A 23,421-nucleotide genomic window follows, 5' to 3' on the forward strand; every position below is an offset into this window, starting at 1 on the left:
GAAGTCACCACGATATTGAGTCCTCCGTATTGTTCACCGCTTTATACCGCCGACCTGGCTTAGTCGCAGACCATACAGCTATGAATGTGAGGATTGAGACCAAAATCATGTATGGCGGGATGGTCGCGATTGCCCCGAGTCCTGTGGCCAACAATGATGTCAAGATCAACGGTGCGAAGCCCCCGCCGAAAATTGCTCCAATCTGATATCCCAGTGATGCTCCGCTGTATCGGATCTGCGGTGGGAACAGCTCCGCGAAGAGAGTCGCCATAGGCCCATACATGAACGGGTGGATTAGTGCGAGTCCAACGAACACCGATATCGCGAAAGTTGCCTTCGTTGGAATCGCGTCGTTGATCAAGAAGAACGGGTAGGCATAGAGAGCGAAGAGGACTGCGCCGGTGAGGAATATCTTGCGCCGACCGATTCGATCCGACAGCGCAGCACACGCAGGAATAGTGAAGATCTCGACGAATCCGGCTACCGCAACTACTACGAGGACAAAGCTCCGGTCGAACCCAAGTTCCGTCGTGGCATAGGTAAGAATGAACGTCGCGAACAGGTAGAAATTGACGAACGGGGCGAGGCACATCACCGCCGCTAGCAAGATGTTCAGCGGATGCTTGCGAATCGCCTCAAGCACTGGCACAGGCGCTTTCGTATCTGTTTCTGCAACGGCGTTGAATTCCGGGCTTTCAACAATTTTGAGGCGGATGAAGAGACCCACTAGTACAAGGACCGCGCTGAACAGGAACGGGATGCGCCAGCCCCAGGACATAAAGGCTTCCTGCGGCATCAGGCTGACCGCCCCGAAAATGACTGTGGACAAAACTAGACCGGCAGGGGACCCTGCCTGAGTCCAGCTGCCGGCGAGACCGCGTTTGCCTTCCTCTTCGTGTTCGACTGACATCAGTACAGCACCGCCCCATTCTCCTCCGACAGCGAATCCCTGCAATAGGCGAAATGCGATCAATAGAATGGGGGCTGCAACGCCAATCTGCGCATAGCCAGGCATGAGACCGATGAGAAATGTCGCCGTGCCCATCCCCGTCAAGCTCCATACGAGCATCGCCTTTCTTCCGACTCGGTCGCCGAAGTGTCCGAAGACGATCCCGCCGATCGGACGTGCCAAGAATCCCGCAGCAAATGTGCCGAAGGAGGCGATCGTACCCACGAGCGGATCGAAGTCGGGGAAGAAGAGCGCGTTGAAAACGAGTGCAGAGGCAGTGCCATAGAGGTAGAAGTCGTACCACTCGATTGCAGTCCCGAAAAAGGATGACAGTACTACCCGTCGTTTCATAGACCGGTCTATCACTACATCGTGTTGAACCATTCTTATGTTCCTAACCGTGATCCAGCGCCGACACCCTTGCCGACGGGATACCATTGTATACATATGGATGCAATGAAACGCAATGGAAGTTTCGACCTTTGTATTGCGACGGGAAGCCGCCGCAGATCCTCCCCCACGACCAACGTTGTCTTCAAACGTGAAGTGGTCGGACTGAACGCCCATTCCATTCCGACGCATGACCACGAAACACCTCCGGGCGATGATGTGACGTGCGAGCGATCGATGGCCGACTACCCATCGAGGCATTGGCTACGCCTCCTGCAATGGCAGAGGGCATATCGACTTAGAACGAGGCCGCACACGACTGTTGTGCTATGCGCGTATACTCAGCCACGCCAACACCAAGCACATGAGCCGCTTAAAGACCAAAGAGATGGTTCCTAGGGGATTCTAACTAGACGTCCGGACAACCTGAGGTACGACCATGGGACCGCCAGTTTTCTCTACTGGATTCCATAGGGGTCGCCAGGTCGCTTCCTGTAGTCGCGGACGAATCCAGCCACTGCAGTGTATGACCGGCCCAGGAGTTCGGCACGCTTCGCGATCGACAGATCCGTGCGCGTATACGCAATAGCAGCATCATCGCGAGTCCACCGCTTCCACTGATTCTGCGCCAAAGACTTCCCGAACTTCCCGCCTGCAGGCCGCACTCCCCGCCCTCGAAACCATTTGCCCAGTGTCGATTCGTTGATACTCAGAGAAACTGCGATGTCAGCGATACCTTCACCAGCCTCACGACGCTGGGTAGCCTCGTACCGCACCCGCTCTTTCGCTTCCCAAGTCGCGTACTGTCTCGTCTCGTTCGGGCCGAGCCCGCGTTTGTACCGCGCATAGCACCGCTTGCACAGGCCACGCGCCATCGCGGATCGGTCGCACCAAACAACCGCGCACGTGCTCATACTGGACTCATCGTCGAGAACATCTTCTCAGAATAGTCCAAGCACTGCGCCCCAGGCCGGTGCCACTATGGCGTTGTTGCCGGAGCCCCCTATCCCCACGCATCCTCGAGGCCAGTCAGTTCGACTGGATAGTCATCGAGCGCAGGACGGCGGTGCGAGATGCCAGCGACTGTGGCAAAATGATCCTTGAACACCCCGGATGACCCCTCGTTCCTCGGAATGATGTCGCCGGGGTTCTACTTTTCTTGCAAGTTCAATGAAGCTCCCGCGGTCATGATGACCGCGGGAGCTTCTGTTGTGTCTGGTTGGCGTGAGGTTCACTCCTCCTCGGGGTCTTCAGCCACCCAGTCTCCACTGACCGAAATGTCAACGTTTTGGGTGGAGCCGGTGATCATCGTGGTCGCACCAGCTGCGCCCGACTGACCACCCTGATACACAGATACGCCAGCCTCTGCCATGTAGTCGTCGTCGCCATCGTCTTTGAGGTAGGGGAACCGGAGGTCGACAAAAGCGGCTTGGTCCTCGGGCCCTGAGCAGTCGTTCACGATCGCGATCTTCGAGTAGTCCTCGGTGAGGAACAGACCGCCTTGCGTGCCGAGCTCGTCATCGCTGGGCACCTTGTCTACGGTTGTTCCGTAGCGGACGCCCATTAGACGTCCACTCACTAACTCGACACCGCTGCGTGAGCTCAGTCCCGGGGTGGTGATCGCCTGCTGGCCACCGGAGGCAAAGTTGACCGTGACATCGGCACGGCAGATCCCGGAGTCGAAAGCCTTGGTTGTGACGTTGTAGCTGTCGACAAGCCAGGTCTTGGCACTGCTCGGCTTGGCGGCCTTGAGCTCATCGGGGATTGTGACGGTGAAGGTGCTGGATCCTGCAGCTACTGGGTCAATATCATTATCGTCGGTAACGCGCGTGTTGCTGAAATCGTATTCCCAGGTCTTGCTGCTCCCGGGATTCGACTCGGAGTTGTCACCGACCCCCTCAGTCTGAGAGCCGTCCTTGGCGTCGTCGCTTCCCCCGCAGGCACTGAGTGCCAGCATCGCTGACAGAGCCAGAGCCGCAGCGGATGCGACCCGCGTAGCGGTCCTAGTCGTCATGGTTGTGGTCATACGCTCTGTGCCCCCTGTGGCGGTTTGCAATAGACAGTATTCAACTATGTGACTCATAGTCCGTGGATCTTTAGTCATCCTAACGTTGTGCTTAGTAGATGACCATTCCTGTTCATCGCCGTGCTTTCGGTGATCGTCTCCGCGAACTGCGGAAGGAAAGCGGGTGGGTCTCGCAGGAAGAATTCGCCCATCACGTCGAGATCGACCGCACCTACATCAGCGGCATCGAACGCGGAGTGCGCAACCCGACCCTCGACACCATCGTCAAACTCGCGCGTGGTCTGGACGTGCCGCCGACCGAGCTGCTGGTGACGATCGAACCACAGGGCACGAACAACTGAGCTTGGCGACCGCAGGACAGGCAAGCAGAGCGGTAAGAACAGGCATGGGCCAGCTCCCATCGCGCATGGTGAGGCTATGACTGATCACGGCCCAGCGGCCGGCCCGGGCAACAGTACAGCCCACCCTTCACGCGCGCAGCATAGGCCCGCGCTGCCGCCCATCAATGACCAACGCAGCCTGCGCAACGACGATGCGGATGTGCTTACTCATGTATTGGTCACCCCTTCATGGTCCAGCCCGGGGGACGCGCGATTGCGCCGACAATCCTGTCCGGACGCGAGCTTGGGTGCCGCGGGCACCTCGTCGCCGACCGCGGCGGCGTCTCAATCCTGGCCGTTCCCCCACAAACCGTGCACACCGCCATCGAGTCCGCCCTGGCCACGCCGATTCGCTCAGCAGCCCCTCCCCTGGCGATTGGGGACGTGCGAAACCGCAGACCGCCCGCGTTCTGACCAACGTACGCCACCTCGTAGTCACCGAGCAGACAACTCAAATCCGCATGCAGGCCGTTGATGATACGTACCCATCCGGCAGGCAAGTTCCACGAACGTTCGGATCTAGCCCTCTCCGAAAGACGAATCGACGGGTCGACCAGTTCCTGTGCGGCCTCTGGGTGCTCATCGGCGTACAAGTACAGCCGGCGGTGTTCGGCCAAAACGCTCTTTCGAATCCAGAAGATCAAGGCGAACCTCTGCGCAGACGCTGACATCTCCGCCCGCTCCTTGGTCGACACCGCTTCGTCGACGATCCCCTCGAACGCGTCGTCTCGGCGAATGCTCATAACGCCCCTTCCCTTCGTCCCGCTGCCTACATGCCTTCCCACTGACACGCATTTTCTACCGCACTCCCTCAAATCTACCCTCAACTAGAAGCTATAACTACCTGGTCGCGATCACTTCTACTAGAAAGTCTGGAACGATGACCGAAAGAGCATTGAAATCCATACTTGGATCGCAGTTGCGCGCACTACGCAACGCTCGAAGCCTCACCCAGGAGGCCATAGCTGAGGAACTCGGATTCACACCTCGGTACTACGCCGGCATCGAGCGCGGCGAGCGAAATCTCTCACTCGATTCGGTCGATGACCTGGCCGTCAAGCTGGCTGTGCCGGCGACTTCCCTCCTTGCTATCAACTAGCCATCCGCGGCAGGAGCCGTCTGCGAGAACTGGCACTAACACTTCTCATCGATCACGACACCACCGCCGAGCCGAGAGAACTGCACAGCAGTACCCGTAGGCAGATCCAATGTTCCATGCGATAATGGAAGCTATGACTTCCACTAACCGACACGATGTGGTTCACCACCTCTATAACAATCCAGGAAATGGATACCTGGAGTTCGGAGACCTGCTGCCGTATTGCGGCGCTCTGCCTGGAAGAGACCGAACAACAGGTGACTGGCACACCGGCCATGACATGAACCTGCTTCTGCAGTGCCTCGAGTTCGGGCTGTGCTGTTGCTCAGTCTGCCTCTCCCCCGAGGCCCTCGGCGGATGGTCACCGCTCAGCTTTTATGATGCGAGTGTCCAGGATGACTCAGACGTCCCGGAGGACGAGTGGTGGACCGACTGATCCGTGGACGCGCGAGCAGCCACTGAGAAGAACCCAAAGGAGATCGATGACAATGGAACCGCAGCCGTCGCCCATCACACTGTCGGAGGAGGGCTCCGCCGTCGATCTCGCACTGCGCGGATTCAATCGTCGAGAGATACTCGAAGCCACAGGAACCGACGTTGGGCACAAGGTCAGAAGACTCAGGTCTGAGACTGCAGGTATCGTTCGAGTCGACTACGCAGCATGCCATGTGATTCGACGCCTGGGACGGCAGGGTGTCGATCGCGCAGTGGACCGGTACATCGCCGGCGCTGCGCACCTCGATGTCTTGCAGGGCTTGGGACTTCGAAGCTCCGAACCCCACGCATCCAGCCGGCTCCGCGCGGTATTCAAAGCCATCGGCCGAAACCCGAAACGCGAGCGGTATGCACCACTGGCAGTTTTCAATGGCCTCTTCGAAGAAAACAGCGCAGCCGACCTAGCCTGCCGCGGCTTCGATCGAGCCGCGGTTGAGTCGTTAACCGGCGTCGATCTCGGAGGGAACAGGTCGCGCGCACGAGACCAAACCCGCGGCATTGATCGGGTCGAGTATTCGGCCGCACACGTCAGCGAACGCGTCTCGCCTACCGATATTGACAAGGTGCTCTCACAATTCTCCACTGGCGAACTGAAGAGGGACGGCCTGCTGGATGCCTTGGGGCTCGGACATTCGTTACCAGCCCTGCGCGCACTGTTCTCAGCTCTCGGCGAGATTGATCGCTTTCAGCGCGCTGAGAAGGGCGCAATGCGGGAGCGCGCGAGTCGTTCAGTCGAGCAAGCCCATTCCGCAGAGGCCAACGCCAAACGGGCGGCCACTGTTCGTGCGCGACACTCGGACCCTGAGCTTCGCGCCCGAGATGCCGCGACGTTCCGCGCGACGGTCCAATCGCGCTACGGCGTCGACAATCCGCTTCAGCTCAAGTCGATCCGGGCCAAGATCAGAGAGACTTCTCGAGATCGTTACGGCGTCGACCACCACAATCAGCGGCCCGAGCGCCGGGGGCCGCTACAAGCGGCCATGACTGAGGAGCGCCTGGCCCTCATGCAACAGGCCAAGGACTACTCTCCTGAGGCTAACGCCGAGTACGGCCGTAAGATGTCCCGGTGGTGGGCGGAGCCCGAAAACGTAGTTAGGGCGCTTTCTGTCAAGCGAGCGAATGGAACGTGGCGGGACTCGCAGCCAGAACGAGACCTGCACCAGCTGCTCATCGGGCACTTCGGCGCTGACGACGTTAAGGCCCAGTTTCGCGATCCTGATCGATACCCGTGGGCCTGTGACTTCTACATTCCTTCTCGCGACCTCTTCATCGAGCTCAATGGAAGTTGGACGCATGGACCGCACTGGTACGACGCCACCAACGAAGAGGATGCGCGTCGAGTATCAGAGTGGAAGAGCAAAGGTTCGCCCTACTATCTCAACGCGATCGAGAACTGGACGGTTCGAGACGTGCGCAAACGCGAGAGCGCGCGCACTCACGCATTGAACTACGTCGCATTCTGGGGAAAGAAAGGGATCGACGACGCCCGAAAATGGCTGGAAGCCGGTGCACCGGATCGGACTGACTGGAAGTAGCCAAGGTTCGGAATCGCACCGAAGTCGGAACTGGCCAGACGCGAAAGCCGGACGGTGCAATCAGAGCCTCTACACTACTTCTTGCGAAATCGGATCTAAGAATTAGAGCACCTGAAGTGTACTGTTGCTCGTAGGCAAAGAGGCTCATCGAAGACAGACATGGAGGCGTAGTTGATGCCAGTTCATCCTGACGCACAGAAGTTCCTCGATCTCACAGCCGGTGCACCACCGCTCGATACCCAATCCGCGGATCAGAACCGTGCCGATCTCACAAAAGCAGTGCCATTGACTGGCGATCGTCAAGACCTCACCAAGGTCGAGAACCGCGTCATCGCCGGAATACCAGTCAGAATCTACATCCCTTTCGATGGTCCATCTCCATCTCCAGCCTTTCTCTATTTCCATGGCGGCGGATGGACCATCGGTGACCTCGAGCTTGCGGATACCACCGTGAGAGATATCGCAGCGGCCGCTGGAGCAATCGGTATCAGCGTTGACTACCGTCTTGCACCGGAGAGCCCGTTCCCTGCCGCGCTCGACGATGTGCTGACCGTGACAAAGACCGTTCTCTCCGGCGAATCAGGACTCGACGTCGATACCGACCGCGTTGCTGTCGCCGGCGACAGCGCTGGCGGAAACCTGGCTGCAGTCGTCTCGCAGAAGTTGCGCGGGCATCAACCACGACTTATCCACCAGGTCCTCATCTACCCCGCAACGGATCTCACGACGATGGAAACAGCCAGCCATCGCGAATTCGCCGATGAACATTTCCTCACTCGTCGCGACCTTCAGTATTTCTACGCCAACTATGTCGGCGAATCTGATAGTTCAGAGCCTCGCCTGTCCCCAGCGCTCCAACCAGACCTTACTGACCTGCCCGCGGCGACCGTCATCACCGGAGAATGCGATCCGCTGCGAGATGAAGGTGAGGCATACGCACTGGCCATGTCAGAAGCAGGCAATTCAGTCACGGCGGTCCGGTTTAAGGGCCAAGTTCACCCGTTCGTCTACATCGGCGGTGTCATCGAGGACGCGAATGTGGCACGACGGCTGATCGGATCACAATTGAAACAGGCGTTCGAATCATCCATGGCTGATACCACTGCGCTATAGAGCCTCTGCGTAAGACAAAGGGGCGTCAGATTCGGAAAGCGCCGACGAATAGGCCGTGGACAATCCGGACTACGACAACCTGTCGACGAGCCCGGGGGCCAAGAGCCATGGACAGTGTAAGACGTCATCTGAACGACTTGCGGGACTGGATCATGGTTTGACGGGGCGGAGTGCGCGTGTCCCGACGCGATCAACTCGCCCAGTTACATGCAGACCCGACCTCTGCAGGCGTGCATGGGATTAGCCTTCAAAAGTAGACACGGGACGGGTGTAGAACGTCTTAGCTAGGATCATGAACACACCACCGTTACCTGGATGATCATGCTGTCGAATCAGAAGAGGCATTTTATGAGTACAACAGACGCAGACGGGCTTGTATGGCACTACACGGACGCCGGCGGCCTGTTGGGGATCATCCAGGGTAAACAATTGTGGGCCACTCATTTCCAATTCATGAACGACACGCTGGAGGGGGCTCTTATGGCCGATCCCCTCGACAAGTTCATCGCAGACGATGACGTCTTAAACTCGTACGAACGAGAAATGGTCAAGATCATGAATCAGCAGTACGAGGGGATCTCAAGACTGAAGATCACGAGAGTTCCTGACGGGAATCATTTTCTCCTATGTGGATCTGAAAAAGGGGACGAACTGACGCTGTGGCGCAACTATGCCCAAGGCTCAGTCAGCTTTGCAATTGGACTGGATCCCAAATGCCCCCTCGGTGTAATTCCGCCGAGAAATAGCCTCACATCATCCGGACGCGTACAACCGTGGAACAAAGTTGATTATCGCGAGCAGGATTCGGAGCTTCCAGACGAATACGCAGCCAGAATCCGATCCGCTGCGCAGAACACCGACAAAGGGGATCAGATTGGCGATTTGTCAGCAGCATTGCAATACATGTATTCCCAAGTGAAAAGTTCGGCCTTCAAAGATGAGCGCGAGACTCGCGTCGTCTGCCAAACCGACAACCCAGACATGTGGAGATTCCGCGCAGGACAATATGGCATTACGCCTTATGTCGCATTGGGTACCGCAAACGCATGGGGCGAGAATAGCCCTGGCGATGAGCCACTCCCAATTAGAGCAATCCGCCTCTCCGCAAACGCCACGCCTCCCGACCACCTAGCGCTGAACGCGCTACTGGAAAGCCACGGATTTGGGGGCGACGCAGAGATTGAAGAGTTCATGGACCATAGCGGTTCCATTGTCGACACTTATGCTCGTGAATACGAACCACCTGTGCAATTGATCCAGGCAACGAACTCACTTCGCAACTAGGCAATACTCGAGAGTGTCCCGTTCATCTCATGGTCAATATTGCCATAGCTCGCCAGTCAAGTTCGAACGGTTGCCCTTGTCTCCCGGGCAACTCCTTTCGCGTCAGTCCAACTCACTTCGCAGTCGACCCCCTTAGGAGAGCCCAAGGCTAAAAAGAGCGGGAATCGTGCTTCTCCGCCCGGTGGGATCGTGCCGAGTTGCGCATCCTCCCGTGCCACGTCGAAGAGCAACTCTTCCGGCAGATTTTCGAACGTGAAGTCAACTTCAGAAGCCGGTCCGCGAGATGTATTGCGCAACACCAGAGACCATTTGCGTTGAGTCTTGATGCGGCCTTTGCTATCAGTCTTCGTGGTCTCTCGCACCTCAGCCATCGGCCAGACCCCTTCAGAAGGGTCCACTTCCCGCGGGTCCTCATCTTTGGACTCTTCTACTCCCCGCTGAAATTGGGCGGTTGCTCGGCTGAGAAAGTTGTTCAGGTGACCAACGAGTTCGCCTGCGCCAACGTATTCGAAGACGAGACAGTGCTCACGTAGCTTTTCCAGGTACCCGGTCAGCGGTTGCCGCTCACCCAGCGCAGAGCCGGAAAGAGGTTTTCGCGCGCAAGTGTTCACGAGCACCCCAACGCTCTTTTCCGCCTCGACGAGGACCTTGATCTCCTCCGCTGTACCTGACGCAGCTTCACCCGTTGGTGTACCCAGCCGATCATAGAAAAGTGCGATCGCCAGGTCGGACTCCTCCACGATTTGTCCATTGAGGATCTCCTGAGGTCGATCGCCGAACTCTGTAGCTGCGTGTTCAGACCAAGACACCGGCAGCACGGTCAATCCGATCGCTCGGCCGAACGTGAGATTCCACTGGCTGATCGTTTTACGGACAACGGACAGATCTTCCTCAGGCACGTCGCTCGGTGCCGATATCAGCAGACGCAGCACGAGACTCTTGTAAGCCATCGATCAATCTTCGTCACTGTTGGTATTAATGATGTCCAGCGCCGGGAGCGCGTCTACGATCTTCATCGTCTCAACTGAGACTGTCACTACCCGGGCGAGCAGGTCCAGGATGTAGCGCGGGTCGCCCACCTCACGCGACCAGTCGTTGGGGTCGTTGACGATGCCCGAGGGTTTATCAGTCTTGATATGGTATCGGTCTATGATCCACTCGATCGCAGATCGTGAGCCAAGCTGGTATCGATATGCCTCTTCGGGGATACCCGACACAGTGATCCGGTCGTTGTAGCGGATCGTCGAGAAGTCCTTTTTCTCTCCGGAGGCCTTCTGGTCGGCAGTCGGCTTGCCGAACTTCATCCTCTTGTCGCCGACCGAGTAAAAGGCATAGGGATCAACTCCGGCCGCAGGGTGCGTGTCCAGACCCTCGAGAGGGAATGGTTCGACTGACTCGAAGTCGAGATGCAGTTCGGAAAGGGCACACCCGGCATCTGTGAAACTGCGGAAGCCTGAGACCATCGGGATACGCGGCAGGGATTTCTTCAGGTCGACAGCGTACTCCTCACGATATACGGGCGAGTGTAACAGACCGTAAACGTAGAAAAAGATGTCGTCCTTGCTGATCTGCTGCTCCGGATACTTCGCGCGAAATTTCTCCCACATGAAATCTGTGATGTTGTCGATTCGTCTATAACTACCGGGCGCAGAAATTTCGTCGTTCGAGGTGTCAAATTCGAGGGGGCGATTAGTGGCGTCAATAGGCTCGTATTGATAACGCATAAGCGCCTGCCCACTCTCTGACCCATAAAGGTTCAGGTCCGGGACGGAAGGTGTCATGAATGCACTGAACGGTTTCGAAGATGCGGCAGGTGTGATGTAGATGGAGAGATTATGGATATCCGCACGAGGAAAAAACTCCCGCACAGTACGCGGCCTGTGAATCCAAGAGAAATCCGGATAGAGTCGCTGCTTCTCGAACGGACGATACATCGCCACGTAAGGGGTGGAATCGTCAAATTTCAACGGACTGCGTCGCTTGAACGTATTCTCCAAGGACGATGACCACTTAATCTTTTTCGGATCTCTGCTGACAATACCCTCAATAGCTTCCGTATACGTACTACACGCTATTTCCATCGAACGCTTTAGAGAATCTGTTCCCGAAGAATAAACCCACGCGTCTCGACTCGTCCCCACACCGTTCACCAGAGCACCAAAAATTCCCGTGTGAGCTTCATTGTATATAGGAAGATACGTCCCAAACCTATCAGTCCTGTGGCTAATCCAATCACCGTGCTGATTCGGATGAATCGAACGCGAGTCCATCGATAAAATCGAGTTGGTCCTGATGACATGCTCTAGCTTTTGTTCTCTGGTAAGCCCATCGTCAACCTGTTCATAATAGATTCGAGCTAGACCCGGTGCGTTAGTATTCTTAACCAGCACTGTAACCGCGATACCTGACTTACTTCCTTCTCCGAATACCTTTCCACCTTCGGCTCGCCAGTTGGACACATTCTGATCACCCCGCAAGTTGAACACGTAAATAGCGCTGAACTCGTCGGCCAGGCTGAGTCGCATTCCGTCCGCAGTGTTGCCGTCAAGCCAGCCGTTGCTCGTGACAAATGCAATCATCCCTCGCTCCGCAATGCGCAAGCTCGCCCACTTGATCGCTCGAATGTAGCTATCATAGAGCGCATTTTTATTTTTCGCGGTTGAGCGTTTTCCATACGTGTTTCGAATCTCGGCTTCCAGCAGTGGATACGACTCGTTTGCGTTATCGTCGTTTCCACTGCTTTGCTTATGGGAATATGGCGGATTCCCAACTATGACGGTGATCGGCAACTCTCGCTGACGAGCAATACGCTCGTTATTCTCCGGGAATACATCGAGGTCTTGTCTGTCTCCGTCCTCATAAGACTGGAAAGTGTCCGTGAGCACGAGCCCTGGAAAAGGTCCTGGTCCCAAGCCCTGCTCGGCAGCCACATCAGCATAGGTCGTCTCGATGTTGACCGCCGCGATGTAGTAGGCCAACAGTAGGATTTCGTTGGCGTGGATCTCCTCGGCATACTTTCGTGCCAGATCGTGTGGATCAATCAAGCCCAGCTGCAGCAGCCGGACGATGAAGGTGCCGGTGCCCGTGAAGCCGTCGAGAATGTGCACACCTTCATCGGACAACGACTGATCGAACTCGGCACGTAGAACTTCGTCCGCCGACCGGAGGATAAAGTCAACGATCTCGACCGGTGTATAGACGATTCCGAGCTTGTCGACGGTCTTCTTGAAGGCTTTGGCAAAGAAATTGTTGTACAGGTCGACGAGGATCTTCTGCCGGCCCTCGGCGTTGTCCACGCCGGCCACACGACGACGGACGGAGTCATAGAAGCCCTCCAGCGTGGCGTTCTCGGACTCCAGGGCGTGCTCGTCGAGGAAAGCGAGCATGCCTTCCATAGTCTGCGCGACTGGATTGTGTGTTTCGAAGTCGTAACCGGCGAACAGCGCTTCGAAGACCGGCCTCGTAATGAGGTGCTGAGCCAGCATTTCGATCGCTTGATCCTCGCTGATCGACTCGTTGAGGTTACCTCGCAGGCCGCAGAGGAACGTCTCGAACCTCTCCCGTGCCTGCGCAGAGCTCCGGAGCAGGCCGGTGATGCGCGTGATGTGCCGTTCGGCGATCTCGGCGACGTCGGAGGCCCAGTCCTCCCAATAGGTCCTCTCCCCCACCTTCTTCACGATGCGGGCATACATGCCGTCGCGGAAGCTCTCGAATCCGAAGTCGAAAGACAGCTGCTCGTTCAACGCACCGGGAGTGTCCAGGCCGTCGCCGCTTCCATCACCATCACCGTTTCCGACAGGAGGCGGAGTACCGTCGACAATGTCGATCTTCGTGTTCTTTCTCGAATTCAGGTCTATCTGGTTGACCATGGCATGGAAGCGATCGTCATGGGACCGCAACGCCTGCAGGACCTGCCAGACGACCCTGTAGCGCTTGTTATCGCTCAGCGCCTCCGACGGCTTCATGTCCGAAGGCACGACAACTGGAAGAATGATGTACCCCTGCTGCTTCACACCTGCCGGATCCTTGCGCATTACACGACCCACCGACTGGACGACATCAACTTGAGAGCCGCGCGGGGTCAGGAACATTACCGCGTCGAGCGCTGGGACATCAACGCCCTCGGATAGGCAGCGGGCGTTCGTGAGCACCCGGCAAACGTTCTCCTCGGCGCTTTCTTTGAGCCAGTCGAGATCCTCGTTGCGCTGGCGGATGCTCATGGTGCCGTCGACGTGGCGGGACTGGACGTGTAGGTCATGAGGGATCGTGCGTGACTCGTCCGTCAGCGCGCGTTCGACGAGGGCGGGGAATGCACGGGTCGCAGTCTTCGAGGCCCTAATGTCCTTGGCGAAGGCCACTGCTCGATGCATGGGCGCTTCGACTATGTCAGCCTCACCCCGGTGATAGTTCTTCGCCAGACCCTGCCAGCAACCCAAGAGCTTCGCAGCGTCGCCCAGCTGGATCTCACCGTCCTCGGCCATGGTCGCCTGGAAGTGGCTGGCTACATACTGCTCATCGATAGTCAGCACTATAACCTTGTAATCGGTGAGCAGGTTCTGCTCGACTGCCTGACCGAACCCGAGACGATGGAGCTCGGGGCCGAATGTGGATTCGTCGTTCATGTCGGCCAGAACAGCGTCGTTCTCGATGGCCTTCTTCGTCACCGCGTCGTCGAACACCCTCGGGGTGGCGGTCATGTAGAGGCGCTTGGAACTTCGGATGAAATTGTTGTCGTGGACCTTTACAAAGTGAGACTCATCCTGACCAGCCAGGGTCACCCCTGTCGTCCGATGCGCCTCATCGCAGATCACAAGGTCGAAGTCGCCTAGGCCCAGTTGCTGTGCCTGTGAGATTACGTCGATTGACTGATAGGTGGAGAAGACCACAGTCATTCGAGGTTTCGCATGCCGACCAGATTTCATCCGTTCCACAAGCTTCTGAGGATCTGTAGTGGCAGGTTCGGTGAGGTCGATCGTCGACAAGTCACCAGAATCATCGACCTTACGGCCCACGCGGACATCTGAGCAGACTGCGAAGGGGCGAATATCAACTTCCGATTGTGCCATCCACTCCCGCAACGACTGTGACAGAAGTTGGAGCGACGGAACCATGAACAACATTGTGCCGCCCTCTCCGACTTGCTCTTCGGCGATCTTCAACGAGGTGAAAGTCTTGCCAGTGCCGCAGGCCATAATCATCTTGCCCCGGTCATGCTCGGCTAGACCCTGCCGAACATCGTCGATCGCCGCTTTCTGGTGCCGTCGGGGCTGGTGAGCCGTTGCCAATTCAACGTCGTCTGGCTTCGACCAGGAATACTTCGACCAATCGACCCGGGCATCATCAAGTATGCCGATATCGATGCGCTGCGCGACGCCTTCGAGGGTCTCCTCAGCGTTCCCAGTCCAACCAGCGGCGGTATCGAAGATGTAACGCTCTGTCCATTGATGGCCGGCTGATGACGAGATGAACTTGTCAATCTCTGACTTCGGCACCTTCTGCCCAGGAGCATAGAACTTGCACTGGATGGCAGCCAACCCTTGACCGTCGCGGCGTTCCGCAACGATGTCGATGCCGGTGTCGGTGCGTTTGCCACGGCCCGGCCATTCGGGCCATAGCCACACGTTCTCAAACCGCGCATTCCATTCTGGCTCGTTGGACAGGTATGCCTTGATCAGTCGTTCAAAACGGTCCCCTTTGTCCCGCTTGTCGAGGGAGAAAGAATTGAGATCTTCAAGGAGGTCACGAATAGACATTGCCATAGAATCAGTATCTCAGGTCGCACCCATTTAACCTCATAAGTACTTCTCGGGTGTTGACCGGCTCAGGTCAGTTCTTGAGCTAGTGCCGAGCTTCGAGTCGAGATACCCCATCTTTTAAATAGGGACCAGGCCACCTGAACAACGTTTCCGATGTTCAGATGGCGTGCCGGCTTTCCCCGAGCTCAGTCGGCCTCTCATTAGAATTTCACCTGGCTCCGGGAACATAGAAGTCTCGAGCGCGTTGGGAATCGTCTGCGGTAGACGCGTGCAATGCTTTCAGTAGTTCAGCTATCTTGCAGATAGTCGAGCAATCGAATATTCCGATGTGTGGATCAACAGCGACCGCATGCGCGTGACATCTCTCCTTCCCGTCGCAATCCGGTCTGCCACCTCCGAAGCTCGTTGTACACCTCGCCATACCGTCCGGCGACATAGGTTAACCAACACAACACCGAATTTGGTCCCCGAGACGACATCACAGCTGGAGTCGAGCGGGTTGTGGAGGTTCTGCAGCCTCATTCAGCCGACCGCGACATCTCGTTCTCCTGCGATCGCTCAGACGATGTGATCCGCTTGATACTGAACCCTGTGTAGCCATAAATGATGTTGAGCAATGGAACGATAAACGCGAACAAAACCCAGGGAATGAACTGGGTAGGTGCGATGCCGAACACACCGGCGGCAAAGACTGCTGGCACTCCCCACGGAACGAGGTTGATGCCGACAGTCCCAGCGGCTTCGACAGCTCTAGAGAGGTTCAACGGGGAGAGATTCATCTTCCTGTAAGACTCCAGGAACCCACGAGCCGGCAGAATGATTGCGAGGAACTGGGCACCGCTGGAGAACCCGACGAGGAATGTCGCGAAGATCGTTGCCGCGATGAGCGAGCCAGTCCGTTTGATCCGACGAATGAGTGGGTCCATCAAGGCAGCGAAGATACCCGTCTTCTCCAAGATCCCACCGAGAGCAGTGGCGACGATGACGAGGCCGACCGTTTCGAACATCGACGATATACCGCCGTTGCTCAACAGGCTATCGATTGCTCCCTGCCCAGAATCCGAGGTGTATCCAGCAGTCATTGCCTGGAGCGTCTCCCCCAGCGACCTGCCTTGAACCAATATTGCCGTGATCGCTCCCATGAGGGCGATGACAATGAGTGCCGGAATTGCTGGCACTCTCATAGCGATGAGGACCAACGCCAGTACGACCACAATGAGTATGAGTGGGTGAATCGTGAATTGGTCCTGCAACCCGGCAAGTATTGCATCAGGGTCTCCAGCTCCTGCTGGTGAGTTGCCGACGACTTTGAGGCCGATGATCCAATAGAGGATGGCGCTGATGGTCAGCGCCGGAATCGTGTCCCAGAGCATGTGTCGTATGTGGTCGAAGAGGTTCTCTCCGACCATCGCGGGTGCCACGTTCGTGGTATCCGACAGTGGTGAGAGCTTGTCACCAAAGAATGCTCCTGAGATCACTGCTCCGGCGACGATCGGTGCTGGCATGTCCATTCCCTCGCCGATCGCCATGAAGGCCAGGCCAATGGTGGCGATCGACGTGAATGAACTGCCCAAAACGAGCGAGACGAACGCTGTGATCAGGCACACCAGCGGTAGGAACAGACTTGGATTGATGATGCTTAACCCGTAGTAGACCAGCGTAGGAATAATGCCTCCACTGATCCATGTGCCGATAATCATGCCTATCAGGATCAGAATAAACACGGCGGGCAACGCCTTGCTCACGCCGTCTGTCAGCGACTGCTCGAGCTCGCGCCACGAGTATCCCAGTGCCTTTCCGATGAGGCCTGCAACTGCGATGCCGGTGATAATCGGTACGAGCATGCCAACGCCCCAATACACGGTCGACATAAAAGCCATCCCGATGAGAGTCAGCAGCGGCAGGGTCGCGATGATGAAGTTCGGCTTCTTGGGCGTGTACATCGTTGTCACTCCGAGAGTTGGTAGGGGCAAATTGATTGTCCTGGATACAAGGCGCTAGCGGTGCTGGCCAAATGGAATGATGTCGAGATCATCAGGCACCACAGCGTTCAGGCCGGTCTCGCCGGAGAGCTGCCGCTCGAGGGAGGGCCCCGATGTTCCCGGGACGAGGTGATGCAGCGCCAGCTGACCGACGTCGGCCGTGCGAGCTACAGCCAGCGCGTCCGAGATCGACGTATGAGACCGTTCGTGATGACTCCGAATCGCGCGCGCCTGAGCACTCGTCGGGTCGGGGAACTTCATTGTCAACCATTCCAGGTCAATGGCCTCGTGCAGCAGCAGATCAGCCCCTTCGGCAAGCGCGATCATGTTCGGAGTAAAAGCCGTATCGCCAGAGATGACCACTGAGCCATCATCTGTGTCGAATCGATAGCCGAATGCCGGTGCCATCGGAGGGTGGTCCACCAGTATCGCCGACACGCGAACATGACTGTCTTCGTACACGACGAAGGGAGCCATCTGCGGCGCAGGATTCTCGTTCGGCTCGAAACCGATCCCCTCGGGGAGGGCGATGTCGTGAGCCTGGAACAGGTCTAATGGAGATGGTCGAAGGCTGTCGAGGATTCTCTCGTTGAGGTCGGTAGCATTGGCTTCAACCAATCGGGTAAAGGTCTCAATGGTGCCTGGCGTCGGTGAGTGCTCGGACACGGGCCGAGGCGGTACCTTCGCATGTGGCGAAACCGTCGGCAATGTGCCTCGATCCCCCGGACCGATGAGAGTGATTGGGCCTCGCTCTTCGTCTGAGATCTCGAACGTACTGAACATCGCGATCGACGCGAGATCCGCGATGTGGTCCGAGTGCAGATGGGTCAAGAACATTGCTTGCACTGCGTCGAGACTGTGTCCGGCTTCGACAAGCTGGCGTCCCGCACTGTAGCCGCAATCAATCATGTAGACTGCACCGCCGACGACGACAGCAGTGGAAATACCTGCGCGAACCTTCTGCTCACGATAGCGCCACCATCGTGGTCCGCCTGCTGTCCCCAACGTGATGACGTGCGGACTGTTGTCTTCAGACATGGATTGATGCGGCCCCTCATAATCGGTGATGTAACGATCAATCCCCAGTGTGCTTCACATCACCGATTTTGTAGAATCAATAGTTATGAACAAGCACATAGGAATTATTGATGAGTGACATTACGCTGCGTCAGCTCGAATACTTCGTCGCCATCATCGATACCGGATCGGTGACGGCAGCCTCGAGGCAGGTCAATGTCACTCAGGCAACAGTGTCAATGGCTATTGGACAGCTGGAAAAACGGCTAGGTACGGATCTGCTCATTCGCAACCGGGCCAAAGGTGTCGTGCCCACCCGAGCAGGAAGGGAACTCTCGGCACGTGCGCGACAGATTCTCGCTATGACTGCCGACCTCGAACATTCGGCAACCGTTGGAGACACCGAGATGTCAGGGCCCCTCGAGATCGGCTGTGTCTCATCACTATCGCCGCACGTCGTACCGCCATTAGCTGCACACTTCGAACGAGAACACCCACAGGTGACGTTTAACTATCAGGAGGGTTCCGCTGGTGACTTGCAGGCAGCACTCATCAATGGGGTGCTGGACATTGCCGTCGTCTTCTCGCGACAGACCATCGACGCAGTCGAACCCATCGAACTCACCGAAGTTGTTCTCAAAATCATGCTCCCGTCCTCACACCCGCTCGGCGACAGACCAGAAATCTCCTTCAGCGAAGTCGCCCATGAGTCCGCAATCTTGATCGATATTCCACCCAGCCGTGACCGGTCCATCGAGTTCATGCGCGCAGCCGGCGTCGAACCGCGGATTAAGTGGACTAGCGCGAATCTCGCGACTGTCACTGCACTGGTCGCGAGCGGACTCGGTTATTCCCTACGCTATTCCCTCCCTGACGAGACCAGTACCCCGGGACCGGGGATCGTCGAAATTCCTGTCGCGGACGCCATTCCGAGGAATGCCATCAGTGCGGTCATACCCAGAGGAATCCGACCATCTCGCCGAATGGACGAAGCCGTGTGGTTTCTAAGGAAGCTCTTCACTAAAGATGGCACAGTAACCGATTGGGGGCTCTGACCCCGCTAACCTGTTGCGCAAGAACGAACGTCAACGCTTCCTGGCCAAGCCGCGAGAAGGCCAGATAGGTTCCTCTCTAAAGTGTCCGATTGGCGCATCATCCGGCAAGCGCTAGATAAGGGCCATGCCACAACGATGATTGCATGGAGAATGTAGCCCGTCCTGAACACCATGCTTTGGCCGATCGGACGGCTCCGCCGATCATCCTCAGCGATGCATTTTCTCTTGCATCGAGCCTCTCGGCTGGTAAAATTGATTACTTACAGATGAGATCCCATCGGGGCCGTGACTTTGAAGCACGGGGTGCTACTCCCGAATAGGAAGCCGGTCAAACAGCCCAACTATCGTGGCGGGGAACCGGAACCTTGTAGACTCTTGAGGTTTCTCATCATGACCGCCCCGACCACAAGCATCGAATCGATCACCGACTCAGATGACTTTCACGACTGGCTGACAACCACCCTGGATAAGTTCCCCTCGCCTGGCCCAACGATCGCCAGGCGTCTCATCGACATCCTAGAGCCGGAATCCCCGCACAGCCAAGTCAATGTTTCGGACGCAGCCTGATTCCGAGACTAGCGACCCGGTGCCTGCCCCTGTAGAACGTCGTCACGGAGGAAAGCACTTGGCTCGACGACAACCCTGTTCGGGTCGAATCGTTGCCCGGTGTTCTTCTCCGGACGATTGATGGTGACATCGAAGAGAATTCGGATGACTTCTCGACGGTCCATGAGGTCGGCAGCCTTCCAACTCTCCTCTAGAGTCGTCGCTCTCAGCATCCGTCGAAGCACAGGCGAGGTGACTGTGGCGACCTCCGAGGCGCGAAGCCTGTCGATAGCCTTCTCTATGCGCAGATCCTCCGCAGCGTAAGCACGCGTTGAAATGATCGGCGGATCCTGTGCCCGCATCGACTCGAGTTCATCTCGCTCTTCTTCCAATTCCGTAATCTGGGCACCGATGTCCGGACCATTCTTCTGCGACTCTGCGCGATCACGATAGGCGGAGGCGAGGCTGCTGCGAAAACCTGACGAGGCGAATAGAGCGAGAACGGTTGCCTCGACCATCGCGTCAACCCTCTCCCCTGTGACCGTCACCTTCATGCACCCCTCATGTCGGCACACATACGCTTTCTTCAGCCTCTTCATGTTGGTCGCTGCCTTGAGTCGGGCCCCGCACACACCGCACCGAGCGATGCCAGTCAGCAGGTGACGTGGCGATGGGCCTCTGGGTACAGGGACGGTGAGCCGAGACGGGTCGGAGAGGAGCGCCCTAAGTTTGAGCCACTGGTCATACTCAATAATCGGCTCCCACTGCGCCGGTCCGATGTCTTCACCTCTGTAGATACGCCTGCCAGCAATTGTGGGGTTGAGTAGCAGCTGACGAAGCGACGCACGTTCCCAGAGCGTCACCACATCAGCAGGACTGTCCTGCAGAGTCTTCGCTCGCGGCTTACGGGGGCTGGGAACTCCTCGTTCGTTGAGCTGTATGCATATCCGTCTGATCGGCACTCCGCTGAGAACATCGCGGGCAGCTTCAGCGAGCACCTTTGCTTCGGGGAGAAGTTGGCCGTCTTCGTCCAATGGAGTCTGCTGGAGCAAGACTCCATTGGATGAATCGTAAATGCGGCGATATCCGTATGGCAGTCGGCCGTGGGGCGTTCCGCGATGAGCATTGGTCGTCACAGAGTCGACATTGCGCTTCTTTGTTCGACGCCCTTCGCTGTCGGCCATCATGAACATGAACTGCAGCTGGATTCGATCAGTGTCATCAGCCGGGTCGTAGCGCTTTCCATCGACTGCAATGGCGACGTTGTTGTCTTCTGCCACATCTAAGAGGCCCATGGATTCTGTGGCATCGCGCGTCGATCGGGACACTTCCCAGAGAATCAAGACATCGATCGCTCGCTGTTCAATAAGGTCTCGGACCTTCTTGAAACCTGGCCGTTCTCGCGAACCTCGTGTCGCACCCATATTGTCATCTCGGATCGGTTGAAGGAGCTCAATTCCCTCTCCCCGGGCCCAATACTCTCCGCGTTCGATCTGCTTGTCCACACTCGTGCCAGTGTGTCTGGCGTCCTTCGATGCACGACCGTAAATCACTCCACGTTGCCCCATCTGACCAGTCTACCTTTGCACATTCTCTTTTATATACTGGCCGGGGCGAACATCTCCTCGTCGTTCGTCGTCCCCACCGTGGCAGTGAGCATCGACGTCGTCGTCCACCTACGCCGTGACCCGAACGGGACCCGACTCGTCGGTGAGATCTGTGCCGTCCCCGGTGGCGTCGAAGGCGACGTCGTCGAACTCGACACGATCTTCCATTCGCCGCAGGGACAACTGGTTCGCGGGCAGGGGTTCGGCCACCTCGGCGAACGATTCTCCGCCATCGGCAAGGATCTCCATTCCATCCTGGAAGCCGCATGAGCTATTCCCAATTCAGTCTTCTCATCGGCGCGTGTTTCGGCGCCGGTCTCTTCCTGCTGTGGATGTCGCTGTGGCAGAGACAGTCGAAGAGACGGGTACAGCGACGATGGGTACGCGAACTCGACGACATGCTCACCGGGGCCGGCTTCCCACGGCTGCACCCGGGCCACCTCGTTCTCATCGCCGTGTCCGTCTTCATTGTTGTTGTCGTCGTCGCCACCGTCCTCACCGGCTCGTGGGCCATCGCCTTGTGCTTCGGTCTCTTCGCCTCGTGGTTGCCGCACAGACTGCTCCAACATCGTGCTCGGAGCAAACAGGTGATGCGCCGCGAACTGTGGCCCGAGACCCTCGACCATCTCAATTCCGGTGTGCGCGCCGGCCTGTCGCTGCCCGAGGCTCTGAGTTCGCTCGCCCACCGCGGGCCCGAACCGCTGCGACCCCTGTTCGAGGTCTTCGCCGAGGAGTATCGAGCCAGCGGTTCATTCGCCATCGCACTCGAACGCTTCCGTCAGGTCAGCGCCGACCCTGTGGCCGACCGGATCGTCGTCGCGCTCAGCGTGACCAGGCAGGTCGGCGGAAGTGACCTCGGCACGATGCTGCGAGCACTCGCCCAATTCGTCCGCGACGATGCACGCACTCGCAATGAACTCTCCGCCCGTCAGCAGTGGACGATCAACGGTGCCCGTCTGGCGGTGGCCGCTCCCTGGGTGGTGCTCGCGTTCCTGTCGACCAGGCCGGAGACAGCGGCTGCCTACAACTCCCAGACCGGTCTGCTTCTCCTCGCCTCCGGATTCGTCGTCTCGCTGTTGGCATATCAGGCGATGAAGCGGATCGGCAGGCTCCCACAGGAGCCGCGTGTCATCGAAGGATCGTCCCTGTCCTCCTCGACGTTCCGCCACTCGGCCGAGGGCAGTGAGGTGCTGTGAGCGCGCTGACCGATCCGCTCACGATCCTTGCCCTCGGTGCTTTCAACGGGCTCGCACTCTGCGTCTTCATCCTCTCCCTGCCGCCTCTGCGGCGACCGCCGCTGTCATCTCGCATCGCACCGTATCTGCGTGATCAGGAATCATTGGTCGACATCTACGCTCCGCCGACTCCCCGCAGGGAGGGGCTGCTGGGACTGCTCAAGTCCGCCACGTTCGGCGCCACCATCTGGGTGACATCCCGGATCACCACCGACGCAACGTTGAACCTGCGGATCAACCGCCTCGGCGGGGGTGCGTCTCTGGAACGCTTCCGAATCAATCAGGTTCTGAGCATTCTGGCCGGAATGATCGCCGCCGGATGCGTGGCCGGACTGCTTTCGGCACAACGCGGCTTCTCCCCCGTTGTCACCCTCGTTCTCATCATCAGCGGTGGCATCGCCGGACACATCGCCAACGACTGGCGCCTGAGCCAAGCCATCGCCCGCCACGAGTCGCGTGTCCTCGCAGAGTTTCCCACCGTTGCCGAACTCCTTGCACTGTCCATCACCGCTGGTGAGGGAATCGTCGAAGCACTCGAACGGGTGTGCCGCACCTGTTCAGGAGACCTGGTCGATGAACTGCGCACCGCTCTGGCGACGACGAGAACCGGGACACCGCTCGTCGATGCGCTCGACTCGATGGCCACCAGGATCGCCATCCCCGAGATCGTGCAGTTCGTCGACGGACTGGCCGTGTCGATGACCCGCGGAACCCCACTGGCGGAGGTCCTCCGTGCCCAAGCTGCCGATGTGCGGGAGCAGTCACGCCGCCGTCTGCTCGAGCTGTCGGGGAAGAAGGAGATCGGAATGTTGGTTCCTGTGGTCGTCTTCGTGCTCCCGGTGACCGTCATCTTCGCCGTCTTTCCCTCACTCACCGTCCTCGATCTGAGTCCATGACCTGAGCCGACGCGCGCTCTCAGCCCGGTTCTGCCACCGTCTGATCGCCTCACCAT

At 57.7% G+C, this 23,421-nt stretch carries 19 protein-coding genes; 10 read left to right on the plus strand and 9 right to left on the minus strand.

Annotated features, from left to right (window positions below):
- Window positions 1–4: 4 nt before the first annotated feature.
- From JTF07_RS02700 to JTF07_RS02710, 3 genes are all read right to left on the minus strand, one after another.
- Complete coding sequence (locus JTF07_RS02700; protein WP_204232778.1) at window positions 5–1,333, minus strand: MFS transporter; 1,329 nt, start codon at window positions 1,331–1,333, stop codon at window positions 5–7.
- A gap of 464 nt (window positions 1,334–1,797) precedes the next feature.
- The gene (locus JTF07_RS02705; protein ID WP_204232779.1) at window positions 1,798–2,214 is read right to left on the minus strand and encodes a hypothetical protein; all 417 of its coding nucleotides are present in this window, start codon (window positions 2,212–2,214) and stop codon (window positions 1,798–1,800) included.
- Between the two features lie 356 nt (window positions 2,215–2,570).
- Window positions 2,571–3,353, minus strand: coding sequence for a hypothetical protein (locus JTF07_RS02710; RefSeq protein ID WP_204232780.1), 783 nt, complete (start codon window positions 3,351–3,353; stop codon window positions 2,571–2,573).
- Between the two features lie 110 nt (window positions 3,354–3,463).
- Between JTF07_RS02710 and JTF07_RS02715 the strand changes: the two genes are divergently transcribed.
- A complete protein-coding gene (locus JTF07_RS02715) occupies window positions 3,464–3,706 on the plus strand; it encodes a helix-turn-helix domain-containing protein (RefSeq protein WP_204232781.1) in 243 nt (80 codons plus the stop codon).
- Between the two features lie 218 nt (window positions 3,707–3,924).
- Here JTF07_RS02715 and JTF07_RS02720 read toward each other — a convergent pair whose 3' ends face one another.
- Window positions 3,925–4,488: a hypothetical protein gene (locus JTF07_RS02720; RefSeq protein WP_193072397.1), complete on the minus strand. Its 564-nt coding sequence runs from the start codon at window positions 4,486–4,488 to the stop codon at window positions 3,925–3,927.
- A gap of 137 nt (window positions 4,489–4,625) precedes the next feature.
- On the opposite strand from JTF07_RS02720, the gene JTF07_RS02725 reads away from it, so the two are divergent.
- The 4 genes from JTF07_RS02725 (at window position 4,626) to JTF07_RS02740 (ending at window position 9,271) form a co-directional block, all read left to right on the plus strand.
- Window positions 4,626–4,844, plus strand: a complete 219-nt coding sequence (locus JTF07_RS02725; RefSeq protein ID WP_193072396.1) for a helix-turn-helix domain-containing protein — start codon at window positions 4,626–4,628, stop codon at window positions 4,842–4,844.
- A 482-nt stretch (window positions 4,845–5,326) separates the two neighbouring features.
- Window positions 5,327–6,874 carry a PDDEXK family nuclease gene (locus tag JTF07_RS02730; protein WP_204232782.1) on the plus strand — a complete coding sequence of 516 codons (1,548 nt, stop codon included), beginning with the start codon at window positions 5,327–5,329 and terminating at the stop codon, window positions 6,872–6,874.
- A 174-nt stretch (window positions 6,875–7,048) separates the two neighbouring features.
- Window positions 7,049–7,987, plus strand: a complete 939-nt coding sequence (locus JTF07_RS02735) for an alpha/beta hydrolase (RefSeq protein ID WP_204232783.1) — start codon at window positions 7,049–7,051, stop codon at window positions 7,985–7,987.
- Window positions 7,988–8,335: 348 nt separating this feature from the next.
- On the plus strand, window positions 8,336–9,271 hold the full coding sequence (locus JTF07_RS02740) for a DUF2971 domain-containing protein (RefSeq protein WP_204232784.1): 936 nt from the start codon (window positions 8,336–8,338) through the stop codon (window positions 9,269–9,271).
- 56 nt (window positions 9,272–9,327) lie between these two features.
- On the opposite strand, the gene JTF07_RS02745 is transcribed toward JTF07_RS02740, so the two are convergent.
- The 4 genes from JTF07_RS02745 to JTF07_RS02760 all read right to left on the minus strand — a co-directional run bounded on the left by JTF07_RS02745 (window position 9,328) and on the right by JTF07_RS02760 (window position 18,047).
- On the minus strand, window positions 9,328–10,221 hold the full coding sequence (locus JTF07_RS02745) for a hypothetical protein (RefSeq protein WP_204232785.1): 894 nt from the start codon (window positions 10,219–10,221) through the stop codon (window positions 9,328–9,330).
- 3 nt (window positions 10,222–10,224) lie between these two features.
- Window positions 10,225–15,030: a DEAD/DEAH box helicase gene (locus JTF07_RS02750; protein ID WP_204232786.1), complete on the minus strand. Its 4,806-nt coding sequence runs from the start codon at window positions 15,028–15,030 to the stop codon at window positions 10,225–10,227.
- Between the two features lie 515 nt (window positions 15,031–15,545).
- Window positions 15,546–16,970 carry a Na+/H+ antiporter NhaC gene (gene nhaC / locus JTF07_RS02755; protein WP_204232787.1) on the minus strand — a complete coding sequence of 475 codons (1,425 nt, stop codon included), beginning with the start codon at window positions 16,968–16,970 and terminating at the stop codon, window positions 15,546–15,548.
- Between the two features lie 54 nt (window positions 16,971–17,024).
- Window positions 17,025–18,047: an MBL fold metallo-hydrolase gene (locus tag JTF07_RS02760; RefSeq protein WP_204232788.1), complete on the minus strand. Its 1,023-nt coding sequence runs from the start codon at window positions 18,045–18,047 to the stop codon at window positions 17,025–17,027.
- Between the two features lie 110 nt (window positions 18,048–18,157).
- On the opposite strand from JTF07_RS02760, the gene JTF07_RS02765 reads away from it, so the two are divergent.
- Both JTF07_RS02765 and JTF07_RS02770 read left to right on the plus strand, forming a co-directional pair.
- Window positions 18,158–19,081 carry a LysR family transcriptional regulator gene (locus JTF07_RS02765; protein ID WP_204232789.1) on the plus strand — a complete coding sequence of 308 codons (924 nt, stop codon included), beginning with the start codon at window positions 18,158–18,160 and terminating at the stop codon, window positions 19,079–19,081.
- 390 nt (window positions 19,082–19,471) lie between these two features.
- Window positions 19,472–19,648, plus strand: coding sequence for a hypothetical protein (locus tag JTF07_RS02770; RefSeq protein WP_204232790.1), 177 nt, complete (start codon window positions 19,472–19,474; stop codon window positions 19,646–19,648).
- 8 nt (window positions 19,649–19,656) lie between these two features.
- Here JTF07_RS02770 and JTF07_RS02775 read toward each other — a convergent pair whose 3' ends face one another.
- Window positions 19,657–21,195 carry a recombinase family protein gene (locus tag JTF07_RS02775; RefSeq protein ID WP_204232791.1) on the minus strand — a complete coding sequence of 513 codons (1,539 nt, stop codon included), beginning with the start codon at window positions 21,193–21,195 and terminating at the stop codon, window positions 19,657–19,659.
- A gap of 15 nt (window positions 21,196–21,210) precedes the next feature.
- Here JTF07_RS02775 and JTF07_RS02780 point away from each other — a divergent pair, with 15 nt between their 5' ends.
- Genes JTF07_RS02780 through JTF07_RS02790 form a run of 3 tightly spaced genes read left to right on the plus strand, consistent with a single transcriptional unit; the run spans window position 21,211 to window position 23,365 of the window.
- Entirely contained in the window at window positions 21,211–21,504 is a 294-nt protein-coding gene (locus tag JTF07_RS02780; RefSeq protein ID WP_204232792.1) for a P-loop NTPase family protein, read from the plus strand.
- Entirely contained in the window at window positions 21,501–22,430 is a 930-nt protein-coding gene (locus JTF07_RS02785; protein WP_204232793.1) for a type II secretion system F family protein, read from the plus strand. Before JTF07_RS02780 ends, JTF07_RS02785 begins: the two co-directional genes overlap by 4 nt.
- Window positions 22,427–23,365, plus strand: coding sequence for a type II secretion system F family protein (locus JTF07_RS02790; RefSeq protein ID WP_204232794.1), 939 nt, complete (start codon window positions 22,427–22,429; stop codon window positions 23,363–23,365). Before JTF07_RS02785 ends, JTF07_RS02790 begins: the two co-directional genes overlap by 4 nt.
- Window positions 23,366–23,421: the final 56 nt, after the last annotated feature.

Origin of the sequence: Brevibacterium sp. RIT 803 (assembly GCF_016892625.1) — a bacterium.
GTDB lineage: Bacteria > Actinomycetota > Actinomycetes > Actinomycetales > Brevibacteriaceae > Brevibacterium.